The sequence below is a fragment of the Vogesella oryzae genome (assembly GCF_902829295.1).
Taxonomy (GTDB): domain Bacteria; phylum Pseudomonadota; class Gammaproteobacteria; order Burkholderiales; family Chromobacteriaceae; genus Vogesella; species Vogesella oryzae.
In genome coordinates this window covers 1-15,802 of record NZ_CADEPL010000008.1, presented here as the reverse complement: position 1 = coordinate 15,802, position 15,802 = coordinate 1, and the positions used below count along the sequence as shown (strand labels likewise).

Here is a 15,802-nt window from a genome sequence, read left to right as displayed (position 1 = left end):
CCGCCAGCTTGTTGAAGATAACCGCCCAGGACAGCAGCGACAGCACTGCCAGGCCTGCCATCACCAGCTGCACCGGCAGGCTGGCATGAAGGATCAGGCTGAACATGGAAATTTCCTGCACTTTGGCTCCTCGGGATCAACGCAGCACGCGGCCGCTATCCAGGTCGATGATGGTAGAAGGTTTGCGGCGTTTGCCGATGCGTCCGGACAAGGTGTGGACGCGCTCGCCGAACGCGATGCGACAGGCGCGGGCGGTACGCAGCGATTTCTGCCCGGCGCGGTTGGCCGAGGTGGACACCAGCGGCGAGCCTAGCGCCTGGCACAGCGCGGCAGCCGGGCCGTGGCCGGTGATGCGCACCGCGATTTTGTCGTGGCGGCCGCGCAGCAGGTGCGGCACCCGGCGCGAGGCCGGCAGCAGGAAGGTATACGGCCCGGGCCAGTACTGGTTGACCACCGCCAGCTGCGCCGGCGTCAACGGCCGGATCAGCGGCCGCAATTGCGCCAGGTTGGCCGCAATCACGATCAGCCCCTTGTGGTTGGGACGGGCCTTGATGGCGAGGATGCGGCGGATGGCATGCACATTGAACGGGTCACAACCCAGGCCGAAGCAGGACTCGGTGGCGTAGGCCAGCACCCCGCCATGACGGAAACGGGCACGGGCAGTATGCAGCGCGGCAGCGCGCGGTAGTTGCGGCAAAAGTTTTCTCACGGCAGATGGCAGTCGGGACAACGGGGAACAGACTGCGCCACGGCGCGCCTGGTTCCCGTTCAGTCGGGCAGATAATGGGCGTTGATTTTAGCGACAGTGCCGTCTTTCTGCATCTTGCGCAGTGTGTCGTTGAGTTGGGACACCAGCTGGTCGTTCATGCCGACATTACAGGCCAGATAGAGGAAGGTGGTGTTGAAGGTAAGCACCGGCCGGACATTGCTGATTTTCTCGCGCGCCAGCAGCAGGGCGCCGCTGTACTTGCCGGTGGCCCAGTAGTCGATGCGCCCGGCCTGCAACTTGCGCACGTTCTGCACATCGTTGTTGGCCAGGTCGACATCGAAATTGCGCGCGATCAGGTACTGCGCCAGCGCATCGCCACTGTAGCCGCCCAGGCGAAAATTGCGGGCATCCTCCAGATTGTTCAGCACCCGCGGGTTGTCGTTGCGCGCGTACAGCACCCAGGAAGTCTCCGCCACCGGCCCGATCCACTTGAACTGGGGCTCGCGCTGCTCGGTACGGGTGGTGGCATACACGCAGGTGGCCGGTTCCATGACCGCGCGGTTATAGGCGCGCAGCCACGGCAGCAACTCGATGCTGTAGCGGATACCGCTGCGCTGCAGCAGCTCGCGCACGATATCGGTCGCCGAGCCACCGATCTGCCCGCCCGGCAGTGGCATATTGAACGGCGGATAGTCTTCGGTCAGCAGTTTGAGGTTGAGCGGCTCGGCGACCACGTAGCCGGTAGCCGCCAGCAGCAGGCAGAGAGCAAGGCGACGCATGGCAGACTCCCCCGTGGTGGCATGTTCTGAGTGTAGACAGCAACAAACTGCGCGCCAGAAAAACAATGGCCGCCTAAGCGGCGGCCAGACTCCATCAGGAGAACGTCAGAATGGTGAAGTCTTCCGTTGCCCCAGCAAGTCCCGAATATTATTGTCCAGCGGTAACGCATAATCGTGTGCCGCCAGCACAATATTGCCACTCGGATGCACCAGCTTCAGGTTGACATACAACATGCTGCCTGACGCTGCATATGTACCCACCACAACGGCACGAGCATTGTGCGCTTTACTTACTTCGCTGACTTCACGCGATAGCAACAACTCGCCTTCGTTCTGTTTCATGAACAGGTTTTCACGCAGCTTCAACTCTTTCACCGGGAAGCCACGTTTGGTCAAGCGTGTTGCAATCTGCTCGGAGAACAAGCGACCCAGCCGCGACGACTCGGTCAATACATCGACATTGACCAGTGTTGCCACCAGCAAGGGTTGGTCAGTCGTCAACGGCATGCCAGCCAGCAGGGCATCAACTGCCTCATAGTTAGCCGCGATCAGATTGCTGCGCACTTGGGTCGGTTCTACCGATGCGCAACCACCCAGTGCAAAACTCAGCATCAATACAGCCAAAAGCGCTCTCATTGTCCCACCACCTTCCAGCTGTTCATTGGCTCCTGCGCCGTGTAGAGACCTGCATCTTCACGCTCGATGTAATACACGTCCGATGTGCTGGCGATATATCGCTGATTTGCTTCTACCTCGGTGGTAATCAACACCTCCGTCCGGGTTGGCCCTCCGCTAGCAGTGCCATTGAGGGAGAGGTTAGCCGCATCAATCCCTGCCCCTGCAGCCAACCCGATCAAGGTATAGGCAGTGGCTGAATGCTGGAAGGTCAGATCACGAAGCACGGCGATACCGGCAGCCAGCGATGTTGCCTTCAGCTGCACGCTATTGCCTGCACTACTGTTATGGCGCACCAATTGCGCATCTACCTTGAGGTCGACACAGTCAGCGCCGGGACGGGTAGCAACCTCTACACCTTTAGCAAGCAACTGATTAATAAGCAGCTTTCTGAAACCCTGATGAAAAGCAGAATTGGCAACCGGCACTACATAGACCGCCTTCGACAGCGCTTTGGTTTGCAGCTTGTCTGCGACCCGTGTTGCCACATCCTCCGCCAATACCTCCCAGTGATGCACTGCCCTCGCCTTTTTCTGCGAAGAAGCGGCGTAGTTGTCAGCCCGTGGCACATCCAGCGTCTGGGTCGCGCACGCGGATGTCAGCAGCGCCCCCAGCAGCAATGAAACAGCAACGTTTGATTTCATGAAGATTTCTCAATGATGTAGGCAACGACATAAGAATAGCGCATTCATCATACAAAACGGCACGAACTGATATCACAAAGCATGATCAGTGCTCCGGCCACTGCAAAAAACAACGGCGCCCGCAGGCGCCGTTGTCTCAGCCGGGTTGGCCGCTTACTTCTGGCGGCCGATGGCGCGGTTGCCGATATCGCGGCGCAGCTGCTTGCCGGCAAACTCGATCTGGTCGGCCACGGCATAGGCTTTCTGCTGTGCCATGCGCACGCTGTCACCCAGCCCCACCACACACAGTACACGGCCGCCGCTGGTCACCAGCTGGCCGGCGGCATCGAAGCTGGAGCCGGCATGGAAGGTCATGGTTTCTTCGGTAGCGGCCGGGATATTGCTGATCAGGTCGCCCTTGCGCGGCGCTTCCGGATAGCCGTCGGCGGCCAGCACCACACCCATCGCCACGCGGCGGTCCCACTCCGCTTCCACCTTGTCGAGGCTGCAGTTGACGCCGGCCTCCAGCAGCACGGTGAAGTCGGACTTCAAGCGTGCCATGATCGGCTGGGTTTCCGGGTCGCCGAAGCGGCAGTTGAATTCGATGGTGAACGGGTTGCCGTCGGCATCGATCATCAGGCCGGCGTACAGGAAGCCGGTGTAGGCATGGCCATCGGCCTTCATGCCGCGCACGGTGGGCAGGATGATCTCGCGCATCACGCGGGCGTGGATTTCCGGCGTCACCACCGGTGCCGGGCTGTAAGCGCCCATGCCGCCGGTGTTGGGGCCCTGGTCGCCGTCTTTCAGCCGCTTGTGGTCCTGGCTGGTGGCCATCGCCAGCACGTGCTCGCCATCCACCATCACGATGAAGCTGGCTTCCTCGCCTTGCAGGAAGTCCTCGATCACCACGCGCGCGCCGGCATCGCCCATCTTGTTGCCGACCAGCATGTCGTCGATGGCGGCATGCGCTTCGTCCAGCGTCATCGCCACTACCACGCCCTTGCCGGCAGCCAGGCCGTCGGCCTTGATCACGATCGGCGCGCCCTTGCGGCCAACGTAGTCGTGGGCTGCAGCGGCATCGGTGAAGGTCTCGTAGCCAGCGGTGGGAATGCCGTGGCGCTGCATGAAGGCCTTGGCAAAGTCCTTGGAGCTTTCCAGCTGCGCGCAGTATTGCGTCGGGCCGAAGATTTTCAGCCCGGCGGCGCGGAAGGCATCCACCACGCCGGCAGCCAGCGGTGCCTCGGGGCCGACCACGGTCAGCTCCACTTTCTCGGCGCGGGCAAACTCGACCAGTTCGGCAATGGCGGTAATGGGCACATTGGTCAGGTTCGGGTCCAGCTGGGTACCGGCATTGCCGGGCGCCACAAACACCTTGGACACGCGGCGGGATTGCGCAATGCGCCAGGCCAGCGCGTGTTCACGGCCGCCGGAACCGATTACCAGGATTTTCATGCTGTGTGCTCTCCATCTGGGTGATGGCGGGTCTGCCCCTTGCCATCACCGCATTTTGCTAACTCATCGTCCGGGCTTGTCGGACAACTGCCAACGCGCCCAGGTAAACAATACATTGCCGGCGCCTGCCGCACCCGGAATATAGGTGGACTGCAGCGAGAAGCGGCCATACTCCACCGACACCGTCGGCAACACCACCGGCAGCGGAACATAGTTGTAATCGCTGCGCATGGTCAGGCCGGCAGTCACCCCGGCGCCCAGTCGCCAGTCGCCGCCCGGACGCCAGATTTTCTGGTAACCGTAGCCGACGATAGGCTCGACATCGTGGTGCGAATCGAGAAACGCCATCGCATACCAGGCCTGCCAGTTGCCGTCGGCATCGTAACGGTACTTGCCGACCCCCAGCCCCCACGGGTTTTCGTTGTAGCTGCGGATTTTCTCCGCGCTGTACATCGCACGGTTGTGCCAGGTATGCAGCGGGATGTACAGCTCGTAATCCGACGACCCCCAGGTCTCGGCCATGTTTTCCAGCGTCTTGTCACCGGCACGGCGGCTGCTTTCCAGCAAGTTGGCCGCAAGGTCGTCCTGCTTGCCGGACTGACCGGCGGCTTCGCTGGCAAAAGCCGGCACACTGATGGTCATCGCCACAACGGCCACGGCTACTGCACGGGTTACTGCTTTCACTGCCAAACCTTTCTTCCCCGCGGCGACCAACAGCAACCGCGGGATCAAGAATAAAACCTGGCATTTTACTGCACTGCAACATTCCGTGGCATGGCAGTTTGTTGGCAGAGTGTTAACAAAGGTTGGCCGCATGCGGCCAACCTTTGCGCCATCACTTAGTGACGGAAGTGGCGCACGCCGGTCAGCACCATGGCGATGCCGTGCTCGTCGGCGGCGGCGAACACTTCGTCGTCACGCATCGAGCCGCCCGGCTGGATGATGGCCTTGATGCCCTGCTCGGCGATGACGTCGATACCGTCGCGGAACGGGAAGAAGGCATCACTGGAGGCCACCGCACCCTGCAGTGTCAGGCCGGCATCCTGCGCCTTGCGCGCGGCGATGCGGGTGGAATCGACGCGGCTCATCTGGCCGGCGCCGATACCGGCAGTCTGGCCGTTCTTGCAGAACACGATGGCGTTGGACTTCACGTACTTGGCGACGCGCCAGGCGAACAGCAGGTCGGCCATTTCCTGTTCGGTCGGGGCACGCTTGGTCACCACGCGCAGCTCGTCGAGGCCGACGTTGCGGATGTCCGGGGTCTGTACCAGCACGCCACCACCGACACGCTTCAGTTCGAAGCGGTTGGCACCGGCTTCCAGCGGAATCTCCAGCACGCGCACGTTTTTCTTGGCCGCGATCAGCGCCTTGGCTTCAGCGGTGAACGCCGGTGCCAGCAGCACTTCCAGGAACTGGCCGGTTACCGCTTCCACGGTTTCGGCATCCACCGGGCGGTTGAAGGCGATGATGCCGCCGAAGGCGCTGGTGGTATCGGTAGCGAACGCCAGCTTGTAGGCGGTCAGGGTGTCGGCAGCAATGGCCACGCCGCACGGGTTGGCGTGCTTGACGATCACACAGGCCGGGGCGTCGAAAGTCTTTACGGCTTCCCAGGCGGCATCGGCGTCGGCGATGTTGTTGTAGGACAGTTCCTTGCCCTGCAGCTGGCGGTAGTTGGCGATGGAGCCAGCAGCCGGGTCCAGATCGCGGTAGAAGGCGGCGGCCTGGTGCGGGTTCTCGCCGTAGCGCATGTCCTGCACTTTCACGAACTGGGCATTGAGGCGGTTCGGGAAGGCGAAACGTTCCGGCACGCCGCTGTCCACGCCTTCGGCCAGGCTGGTCAGGTAGTTGGAGATGGCGCCGTCGTAGGCAGCGGTATGGGTGAACGCCTTCTTCGACAGGTTCAGACGGGTCAGCTTGGACAGCTTGCCGGCGTTGGCCTTCATCTCTTCAACCAGCGCCACGTAGTCCACGGCATCGGTGACGATAGCCACGTGCTGCCAGTTCTTGGCGGCGGAGCGCACCATGGTCGGGCCGCCGATATCGATGTTCTCGATGGCGTCTTCCAGCGTGCAGTCATCTTTGGCGATGGTGGCTTCGAACGGGTAGAGGTTGACGCACACCAGATCGATATTGCCGATGCCGTGTTCCTGCATGGTGGCCACGTGCTCCGGCAGGTCGCGACGGCCGAGGATGCCGCCGTGCACTTTCGGGTGCAGGGTCTTGACGCGACCGTCCAGCATTTCCGGGAAACCGGTGTAGTCGGATACATCGATTACCGGCACGCCGGCATCACGCAGCAGCTTGGAAGTGCCGCCGGTGGAGAGGATTTCGACACCAAAGCCGGCCAGAGCCTGGGCAAACTCCAGCACACCGGTTTTGTCAGAAACGCTGATCAGCGCACGTTCGATCTTGGTCATGGTTTTCTACCGTCTTCAAAGTAACACGTGGCAGCGGGCACGCCCGCGGCCAACTCAAATCTTGCTGTCTACCGGCTGGCGCCACGGCGCCGGCCAGTACTGGTGATCAACCTTATTGATAACTTCATCGCCCCCGCCCCTGCCTTGCAGGGGAGTTCGCTAGTCAAAATAAAAGCCACCCGGCTGGCCGGATGGCTGGTGAATCAGATCAGGTCGTACGCCTTCATCTTTTTGCGCAGGGTGTTGCGATTGAGGCCCAACAGTTCGGCCGCGCGCGTCTGGTTGCCCTGGGTGTGGGTCAGCACCACTTCCAGCAGCGGTTTTTCCACACAGGCCAGCACCATGTCGTAGATGGCAGCCGGGGTCTCCCCGTCCAGGTCGCGGAAATACTGTTCCATCGCCAGGCGCACGCTCAAGGAAATATCGTCATTGTTTTGCATGATGTTATCGACTATTCCGGGTTCTCAATCGGCCACCGCGTCGGCCTCGGCCACGCTGTCTGCCAGGTATTCCAGCCGTTCGGAATGCTCCGCCAGCCAGGTAAAGTAATCTGCCACCGCCACTTGCTGCTCGGCGGTGCTTTCCAGCTTGTACATTGCCTGGCGGAAGTCATTGCTGCCGCGCAGCCCTTTGGTATACCAGGCGATATGTTTGCGCGCGATGCGGCAGCCGCTGTATTCGCCGTAGAAGTCGTACAGCTCGGTAAGGTGGGCCTGCATCACCACCGCGATCTCGGCGATGCGCGGCGGCGGCAACAGCTCGCCGCTGTCCAGGTAATGCTGGATTTCGCGGAAGATCCACGGCCGGCCCTGGGCGGCACGGCCGATCATGATGGCGTCGGCGCCGGTGTACTCCAGCACGTACTTGGCTTTTTGCGGGCTGTCGATGTCGCCGTTGGCCACCACCGGAATGCTGATCGCCTGCTTCACCGCGGCGATGGTGTCGTACTCGGCGGCACCGCGGTACATGTCCTCGCGGGTGCGGCCGTGCAGCGCGAGGGCGGCAATGCCGGCATCCTCCGCCATGCGCGCCACCTGCAGCGCGGTCTTCACTTCGCTACTCCAGCCGGTGCGGGTCTTCAGCGTCACCGGCACATCCACTGCCTTCACCACCTGCTCGAGGATGCGGCCAACGTTGGCGAGATCGCGCAGCAGCGCCGAACCGGCGGCCACATTGCACACCTTCTTCGCCGGGCAGCCCATATTGATGTCGATGATCTGCGCGCCGTGTTCCACGTTCAGCCGCGCGGCATCGGCCAGCATCTGCGGCTCGCCGCCGGCGATTTGCACCACGATCGGCTCTACCTCGCCTTCGTGATTGGCACGGCGCAAGGTCTTGGGCGTGGTCCACAACGCCTTGTTGGCGGTGATCATTTCCGATACCGCCATCCCGGCGCCCATCTGCTTGCACAGCATGCGGAACGGCCGGTCGGTGACGCCCGCCATCGGGGCCACGATCAGGCGGTTCTTGAGCTGGTAGGGGCCGATTTGCATTGCAAAATAAAGGGATGGCAGCGGAAAAGGGTCGCCATTGTACTGCCTTTTGTCACGCCGGTAAAAAGCTTTTTGCCTATTTTTTAAGCTATGACAATTGCCAGCAACAATGCCTGCCGCCGGAAACGAAAAGCGCCCGTGTCGGGCGCGTTGGCCGCGCGCTGCGCAGCCGGGAATGGGGGTGGGAAGTCGGTCGATAAGCCGGGTTCTGTCATTGGACAGTCATTCCTCTAGTACTGCCGTTACCGACAGTCTCAAGCAACCTACCCGGGTACAGCGCGGGCCACGCCAATGTACCCCTATTTGGTCTTGCTCCGGATGGGGTTTAGCCTGCCGTCCGCATCACTGCGTCCGCGGTGCGCTCTTACCGCACCTTTTCACCCTTGCCTGTGCCTTGTTACCAAGGCCATCGGCGGTTCAGCTCTCTGTTCCACTTTCCGTCGCCTCACGACGCCTGGCCGTTAGCCAGCATCCTGCCCTGCGGAGCCCGGACTTTCCTCCCCGTGCAAGCACGCGGCGACTGTCTGGCCGACTCCCCGGCGCGGATTGTACTCCATACGCTGTCATAAAGCTGCCGGCGCTGACAAATATCACCCGGGCGCGGCAGCGCCTCAATATAATCGAGCCACCCCCCGCCTATACAAGAAACCACACACATGCATCGCGTCCAGAACAAACTGGCCCGACTCCAGCTCTTCGGCATGCTCGGAGCGGTGACGGCCGTTGTCCTGCTGCTGGCCGGATTCTTCTTCTACCAGCACCTGCAGGACTACAAGGCCGAACGCGCCACCAGCCAGCAGCAGGCCACCCTGCGCGGCCAGACCTTCATGCGCGCCTGGGGCGAACAGGGCCGCGTGCTGCTGCAAGGCCTGCACGGCCAGACCCAGCAGCTGCTGCGGCAGCGCATCCGCGAGCAGGTCGATAGCGCCTACGCGCTGGCGACCGCGCTATACCAGCGGCAGAAGGGCAGCCACCCGCCGGAGCACATCCAGCGCGACATCATCGAATCGCTGCGGCCGCTGCGCTACTTCGAGGGCCGCGGCTATTTCTTTATCGACAGCATGAACGGCGACTGCCTGCTGCTGCCGACTGCGCCGGAACGCGAAGGCTCGTCGCTGCTCGACAACCGCGACGACCAGGGCACCTACATCATGCGTGCGCTGATCCACGCCGTCAGCGGTCCGCAGCAGGCCGGCTTTACCAGCTACCGCTGGTTCCGCCCGGACGAGTCGGTCATGGCCGAGAAAATCGCCTATGCCCGCTACTTCGCTCCCTACCGCTGGCTGATCGGCGGCGGCGAGTACGTGCCCAACGTCGAGGCCGACCTGCAACGGCAAGGGCTGGCGCTGCTGGCCAAACAGCACATCCTGGGCAGCCGCAGCGGCTTCAGTGTCTTCAATCACCAGGGCAAGAGCCTGCTGGCGTTCGACGGCAGCCTGCCGCCACCGGACGGCAACAACCAGCTGCAGGCACTGGCCACCACAGCCGTTTCTGGTAGCGTGTTCAGCTTCGTGCAACAGGAAGGCGCGCGCCGCGTCGCCTACACCGCCTACCTCAGCGAGATGCCGCAATGGGGCTGGCGCATCCTGGCGATCGCCCCCACCGAGCAACTGACCAGCAGCTACAGCTACAGCGATGCCGGCCTGCTGGCCGCCACCATGCGTAACCGCATCATCGCCACCAGCGCCATCTTTGCCGCCACCTTGCTGCTGGCCCTGCTGTTCTCGCTGTACTACTCGCGCTGGCTGCGGCGGCTGGCCAACGAATACCGCCAGCAACTGGAAGAAAAGCAACGCCAGCTGGAAGCCGGCGCCCGCGACATCGAACTGACCCGCCACATGAACGACAGCGCCGCCGACATCATCGTGCTGCGCGACGCGCGCGGCCACGTGGTGTACCAGAACCAGCGCGCCCGCGACTGCTTCGCGCCGCCCAATGCCGCGGCACTGGAACAGCTGTTTGTGGCCGCCGCCGAGGACGGCCGGCAGCTGGAACTGGTACTGGACAGCCGCCAGGGCAGCCTCACCGTCGAAGTGCAGTACTCCGGCATCAGCTTTGGCGGCGAGCGCTACCAGTGCGCCACCGCGCGCGACATCAGTGCCCGCGTGGCGCAACAGCATGAGCTGCGGCTGGCGGCCAAGGTATTCGAGGCCAGTACCGAGGCGATCCTGATCACCGATGCCGCCAGCCGCATCGTGGCCGTCAACCGCGCCTTCAGCACCATTACCGGCTACACCGAGGCCGAAGTGCTGGACCGCAGCCCGTCGCTACTGTCTTCCGGCCGCCACAACCAGCAGTTCTACGAGGACATGTGGAATCACCTGCGCGCCCGCGGCCAGTGGAGCGGCGAGGTGTGGAACCGCCGCAAGAACGGCGAGGTGTATCCGGAGTGGCTGACCATCAGCGCGCTGCGCGACGAGCACGGCCAGCTCACCCACTACGTGGCGCTGTTTGCCGACATCAGCGAGCGCAAGGAAGCCGAAGCGCGGGTGCAGCACCTGGCGGAATACGACTACCTGACCGACCTGCCCAACCGCCTGCTGCTGGCCGACCGTCTGCAGCAATCGCTGCACATCGCCCAGCGCGCCAGCCACAAGGTGGCGGTGCTGTTCATGGATCTCGACCGCTTCAAGAACATCAATGACTCGCTGGGCCATGCCACCGGCGATGCGCTGCTCAAGGCAGTGGCGCAGCGCACCCGTGGCGAGCTGCGCGACATGGACACCGTTGGCCGCACCGGCGGCGACGAGTTCGTGATCATCCTGCCGGAGCTGACCGACAGCGCCCAGGCCGCCAGCGTGGCCGAGCGCATTCTGGAAGCACTGCAGGCGCCGTTCTCGCTCGGCGGCCAGCAGCTGGTGATCAGCGCCAGCATCGGCATCGCCATCTATCCGGACGACGGCCACGGCGCCGAGCTGCTGCTGAAGAACGCCGACATGGCGATGTATGACGCCAAGGCCAGCGGCCGCAACAGCTTCCGCTTCTTTACCCTGCAGATGACACAGGAAGCCAACCAGCGGCTGCTGCTGGAAAGCCGCCTGCGGCAGGCGCTGGGCCACGGCGAGCTGCACCTGGCCTTGCAACCGAAATTCCACATGGCCAACCGCCGCCTCACCGGCTTCGAGGCGCTGCTGCGCTGGACCGACCGCGACGGGCGCAGCACGCCACCCACCGAGTTCATCCCGGTGGCGGAAGACTCCGGCCTGATCGTCGACATCGGGCTATGGGTCATGCGCGAGGCGTGCAATATCGCCGCCGCCTGGCCACGTGACGGCGCCGCGCCACTGACCATCGCCGTCAATGCCTCGCCGCGGCAACTGGCGCAGCCGGGCTTTGCCGGCGAGGTTGGCCGCATCCTGCACGATTGCGGCCTGCCGCCGGCACAGCTGGAGATCGAGGTCACCGAAAACGCGCTGCTGGAAAAAACCGGGGTGGTGCAGGAAACGCTGCAGCAGCTGAAACAGCTGGGAGTACGGCTGGCGGTAGACGACTTCGGCACCGGCTACTCCAGTCTGGCCTACCTGAAAAACTTTGCCCCTGACACGGTGAAGATCGACCGCTGCTTCGTCACCGAGCTGCCGACCCGCCGCGACAATGCCGCCATCGTGCTGGCCATCATCACCCTGGCTCGCAGCCTGGGCATGGAGGCACTGGCCGAAGGGGTGGAAACCGAGGCGGAATTCGCCGCGCTGCTGGCGATGGGCTGCGACACGGTACAGGGCTACCTCACCGGCAAGCCGCTGCCGCTGCCGGAAGCGGCGGCACTGGTGGCGGCGCAGCAGGCGCTGGCCTGATTGCCGCTTCGCCGGCAGTCAAAAAGCTTGGCCGCAGCGCCATAACGGCATGCGGCCAAGCTTTCTTTGTCTGCGAGCGGTCTAGTCGAAGCGCAGCGTGTAGCGCACCTCGCTGGAGGCTTCACGCCCGGCACGGGCGATCAGCGACAGCTTCTGCGACAACTGGTAGCTGAGGCGCACCGCCTGCTCGGCACTCTTCAAGCCGTACTCGTAGCCGACGTACAACTCGCGCGTCAGCTGCTTGCCCAGCGTCACCACCTGCTCGGCCGGGTTCACCGTACCGTCGCTGCCGGTGCTGGCGGCGCGCGACTGCACGCCGACATCGTCGAACAACCCGATGCGGTCGTTGAGCATGCCGGCCAGCAGGCCGCCGGCGGAGGCGCCGCCGCTGTCGTTGCCGCTCTCGCCCGGCGTGGCCGCCCGCCCCAGCACCAGATAGGACAGCTTGTCCTTCTCCGACATCGCCTCGTCCGCCACCAGCGTCACCGACGGCAGCAGCACCGAACCGGTAATTTCCACCCCGGCGCCGACCGCGGAATTGCGCCGCGTGGCGCGGATGTCCAGCAAGGGGTTGTCCAGCGGGCCGTTGAAGGTAATCAGCCCCTTGTCGATGTCCATATCCTGGGCGTAGGCCTTGAAGCGGCCCTTGTCCACGCTCACCTGGCCGCGCGCGCGCAGCTCGCCGCCCGGCTCCGCCAGCAGCCGCACGCTGCCGCCCAGCCAGGCATCCAGCCCGTTGCCGCTGAAATGGAAGTCCTTGCCGAGGGCGATGTTCAGATCCACCCCCAGCGGCAGGGTGGTGTTGTCATCGGCCGCCACCTCGCGGCCAACCACCACCACGTCGGACGACAGCCTCGGCCCGCCCAGCTTGGGCAGCTCCATGCGCGCCTGATCCACCGCCAGCTCGCCGCGCAGGAACACCTTGCCCTGCTCCAGCGTGATGCGGCTGTTGCCGGACACGCTGAGACGGCGCCCCGGGCGCTCGATCAGCGCGAAGCGTGCCAGCTTGAGATTGACGGCGGCGCCCGGCTGGTCGCCGTCCAGCGCCAGGCTGCCGCTGGCCTGCAATTCGCCCTGCTTGCCGAAGCTCAGCTTGTCCAGCAGCAGCGTGCGCTGTTGCAGCCGCGCCGCCAGCACGCCGTCTTCCAGCCGGATGCCGTTCTTGCGCTCGCTAAAACGCAGTTTCTGGCCGCGGATGTCGCCGTTATACAGCGGCGCCAGCAGCGGGCCGGACAGCCGCACGTCGGCATCCAGCGCACCATCCACATCGTAGCCATTACCCAGCCACGGCCGGAACGCCGCCAGCGTCGGCAAGGCCAGCTGCACGCGGGCGGCAAGCTGCGCCGCGTCCAGCGGACCGCTGGCCGGCAACTGCAAGGTGCCCTCGCCGCTGACGCGACCGAAACGGCTGTCCAGCTGCAGCCGCAGCGGCGCCGCCGGCCCCAGGCCCAGCTGCAGTTCGGCGCGGCTCAGGCCCAGCGCCAGCGGGCTGCGCCCCTGCTGCGGCAGCTGCACATCGCCGCGCTCGCGGCGCAGATTGAGATGGCCCTGCGGCCAACCTTGCTGCCCGGCCAGCGCCCAGTCGGCGGCCAGCACCAGATCCTGCTGCAGCGGTAGCTGCCACCACGGCGCCAGCGCCGCCAGCGCCAGGCTGTTTACCCGGCCGCTACTGTGCCAGCCGCTGCCGCGCTGCCAGCCGCTGTCGGCCAGTTGCCACTGCGTGCCCAGCGCCTGCCAGCGGCTGGCGCCCAGCGTCACGCTATCGGCGGCCAGCTGCAATGTCGCCGGCGCCTCCAGCCGCAACGGCAGCGCACCACCGGCCTGCAGGCTGCTGATCCGCCCCTGCCAGCGCAGGGTTTGCGGCGCCAGCCCGCCCGCCAACGCCAGCGTCAGCGTTTGCGGCTGGCCCTGCAGTTGGCCGCGGGCATCCAGTTGCAGCTGGTGCGCGGCACGGTTGCCGCTGGCCTGCAGCTGCAGGCTGTCCAGCCGCTGGCCGGCGGCCTGCAACTCGCGGCCGCTCAACTGCACACGGAACGGGCTGTCCTGCTGCAGACCGCTGCTACCCTCGCCCTGCAGGCTGCCAATGCTGAAGCCGCCGGGCAGCCGCAGTGCCTGCGCCGCCAGTTTGGCGCTGATGTCCGGCCGCGCCGGCGTACCGGCCAGTTGCAGGCTGGCGTTCAGCTCGCCGCCGAAGGCCGGCCCCAGCAGCGACAGCTGCGGTGCCGCCAGCTGCAACGCCAGGGTGTCGCCGGCATGGCCGTAGGCGCCGCTGGCCTGCAGCCGGTTGCGCCCCAGTGTCAGGTCGGCCAGCAGCTGGCTGATGCGCTGCGGCTGCCACTGCAGGCGGAACTGGCCGCCCAGCGGCGCACCGCCGAGCTGGCTGGCCGCCAGTTTCAGCGCCAGCTCGCCCTGCGGCGTGGCGGCCAGATCGGCCCGGCTGTCCAGCGCGCCATTGATATTGCCGTGCGGCCAACGTGGATCGACCCTGGCCGGATCGAAGCCCTGCAGCTTGCCGGCAAAGACCAGCTGCCGGCGCTCGAACAGCCAGCTGCCTTCGCCCTGCAGGCGGCCGAGGCCGGTGCGCAGTGCCAGTTCCGCCACTTCCAGCCGCCGCGGTGCCTCGGCCAGCCGCAGGCGGCCATCCAGCCCCAGCTCGCCGCTGTCCAGCTTGACCCGCAGTTGCGGCTGGCGCGCGCGGCCGGCGGCATGCAGCTCGCCGTCGATCAGCTGCGCCGGCAGCGAGGCATACAGCTGGCGGCTGTCGATGTGGTGCAGCACCGCGTCCAGTGCCAGCGCGTCGGCCGCGGCGCTGCCGCTGATGGTCAGCTCGCCGCCGGCCAGCTGCGCCCGCAAGCCGGGCAGGTGCAGGGTATCGCCATCGATACGGAATTCGCCCCACAGCAGCGATAACGGAATGCGCTGCGCCGATGCCGGCCCCGGCTCGCTGTTGAGCAGCGAGATGCCGCCCTGTACCGAGTCGGCATCCAGCGGCTCGGCGCTGACCGCCAGCGCCAGCCGCGCCTGTGGCAGCCCCGGCAGCAGCGCCTGCGGATTGACGCCGCCGACGCGCGCTTCCAGCCGGCGCAGCCGCTGCAACGGCACCGCGGCAAACGGCCGCCACTCGCTATCGAGCTTGAACAGCAGCCCCTGCGCAGTGATGTCGCCGGAGACATGCGGCTGCTGCAGCGACCCGGCCAATGCCAGCTCGCCGCGCGCGGCCACGCCCTCCAGCTCGCCCTGGTAGCGCAGCTGCCCGGCCAGCCGGAACGGCGCGCTATCCAGCACGGTAAAGCCGACGGTGGCACCGCCCCACGGCGTATCCAGCTGGCGCAGGGTGAACTGGTGGCGGCCAGACTGGTAACGGTAGCTGGCGCGCAATGCCGACAGCAGCGGCCGCCCCGGCTGGCTGAAGCTGTCTACCGCCAGCTCGTCCAACCGCAGTTGCAGCGGCAACGCCAGCGAGCGCGGCAGCTGCGGCGGCGTCACCGGCTTGGCCGACGGCTTGCCGGCATAGCGGATCGCGCCGATGGCCAGCCGCTGGATATGCAGTTGGCCGCGCCACAGCGCCGCCGGTTGCCAGTCCAGTTGCAGCCGATTGATGTCCAGCCGCGTGCCGGCACGCTGCCAGGACAGCTGCTGCAGGGTGAAGCCCTGCCACAGCGTGCCTTCGCTGCGGCCAACCTTGAGACTGCCGCCGCTGAGGCTATCGGCCCAGCGCCACAGGGTGGCAAAACCGGCCTGGCTGGCAGTGAGCCAGACCAGCAGCGCGGCGGCCGCCAGCAGTAGCAGCAGCGGCGTCGCCAGCAACCATGGCCACCAGCGCCGGCGGGGCGGCGGCGCTGGTGGCCATGGTTGCTGGC

At 65.2% G+C, this 15,802-nt stretch carries 11 protein-coding genes and 1 other RNA gene; 1 reads left to right on the top strand and 11 read right to left on the bottom strand.

All coding sequences use genetic code 11. The features are described from left to right. Positions 1-136: 136 nt before the first annotated feature. The 10 genes from tsaC to rnpB all read right to left on the bottom strand — a co-directional run bounded on the left by tsaC (position 137) and on the right by rnpB (position 8,684). Positions 137-709, bottom strand: a complete 573-nt coding sequence (gene tsaC, locus HU218_RS02830; RefSeq protein WP_174873436.1) for an L-threonylcarbamoyladenylate synthase type 1 TsaC — start codon at positions 707-709, stop codon at positions 137-139. A 59-nt stretch (positions 710-768) separates the two neighbouring features. Beyond that, positions 769-1,488 carry a substrate-binding periplasmic protein gene (locus tag HU218_RS02825; RefSeq protein WP_174873435.1) on the bottom strand — a complete coding sequence of 240 codons (720 nt, stop codon included), beginning with the start codon at positions 1,486-1,488 and terminating at the stop codon, positions 769-771. 105 nt (positions 1,489-1,593) lie between these two features. After that, complete coding sequence (locus HU218_RS02820; protein WP_174873434.1) at positions 1,594-2,124, bottom strand: FlgO family outer membrane protein; 531 nt, start codon at positions 2,122-2,124, stop codon at positions 1,594-1,596. Next, entirely contained in the window at positions 2,121-2,807 is a 687-nt protein-coding gene (locus tag HU218_RS02815; protein ID WP_174873433.1) for a hypothetical protein, read from the bottom strand. Before HU218_RS02815 ends, HU218_RS02820 begins: the two co-directional genes overlap by 4 nt. Positions 2,808-2,960: 153 nt before the next feature. Further along, entirely contained in the window at positions 2,961-4,238 is a 1,278-nt protein-coding gene (gene purD, locus HU218_RS02810) for a phosphoribosylamine--glycine ligase (RefSeq protein ID WP_174873432.1), read from the bottom strand. Positions 4,239-4,301: 63 nt separating this feature from the next. After that, positions 4,302-4,922, bottom strand: coding sequence for a lipid IV(A) palmitoyltransferase PagP (gene pagP / locus HU218_RS02805; protein ID WP_246210705.1), 621 nt, complete (start codon positions 4,920-4,922; stop codon positions 4,302-4,304). A gap of 155 nt (positions 4,923-5,077) precedes the next feature. Continuing rightward, positions 5,078-6,655, bottom strand: coding sequence for a bifunctional phosphoribosylaminoimidazolecarboxamide formyltransferase/IMP cyclohydrolase (gene purH, locus HU218_RS02800; protein WP_174873431.1), 1,578 nt, complete (start codon positions 6,653-6,655; stop codon positions 5,078-5,080). A gap of 203 nt (positions 6,656-6,858) precedes the next feature. Then, complete coding sequence (locus tag HU218_RS02795) at positions 6,859-7,095, bottom strand: helix-turn-helix domain-containing protein (RefSeq protein WP_174873430.1); 237 nt, start codon at positions 7,093-7,095, stop codon at positions 6,859-6,861. Between the two features lie 24 nt (positions 7,096-7,119). Further along, the gene (gene dusB, locus HU218_RS02790) at positions 7,120-8,148 is read right to left on the bottom strand and encodes a tRNA dihydrouridine synthase DusB (protein WP_174873429.1); all 1,029 of its coding nucleotides are present in this window, start codon (positions 8,146-8,148) and stop codon (positions 7,120-7,122) included. Between the two features lie 181 nt (positions 8,149-8,329). After that, positions 8,330-8,684, bottom strand: an RNA gene (rnpB, locus tag HU218_RS02785) — RNase P RNA component class A. Between the two features lie 120 nt (positions 8,685-8,804). Here rnpB and HU218_RS16995 point away from each other — a divergent pair. After that, positions 8,805-11,942: a bifunctional diguanylate cyclase/phosphodiesterase gene (locus tag HU218_RS16995; RefSeq protein WP_217450693.1), complete on the top strand. Its 3,138-nt coding sequence runs from the start codon at positions 8,805-8,807 to the stop codon at positions 11,940-11,942. A gap of 81 nt (positions 11,943-12,023) precedes the next feature. Here HU218_RS16995 and HU218_RS02775 read toward each other — a convergent pair. Beyond that, a partial coding sequence (locus tag HU218_RS02775) for a translocation/assembly module TamB domain-containing protein (protein WP_174873427.1) occupies positions 12,024-15,802 on the bottom strand: 3,779 nt, incomplete at its 5' end.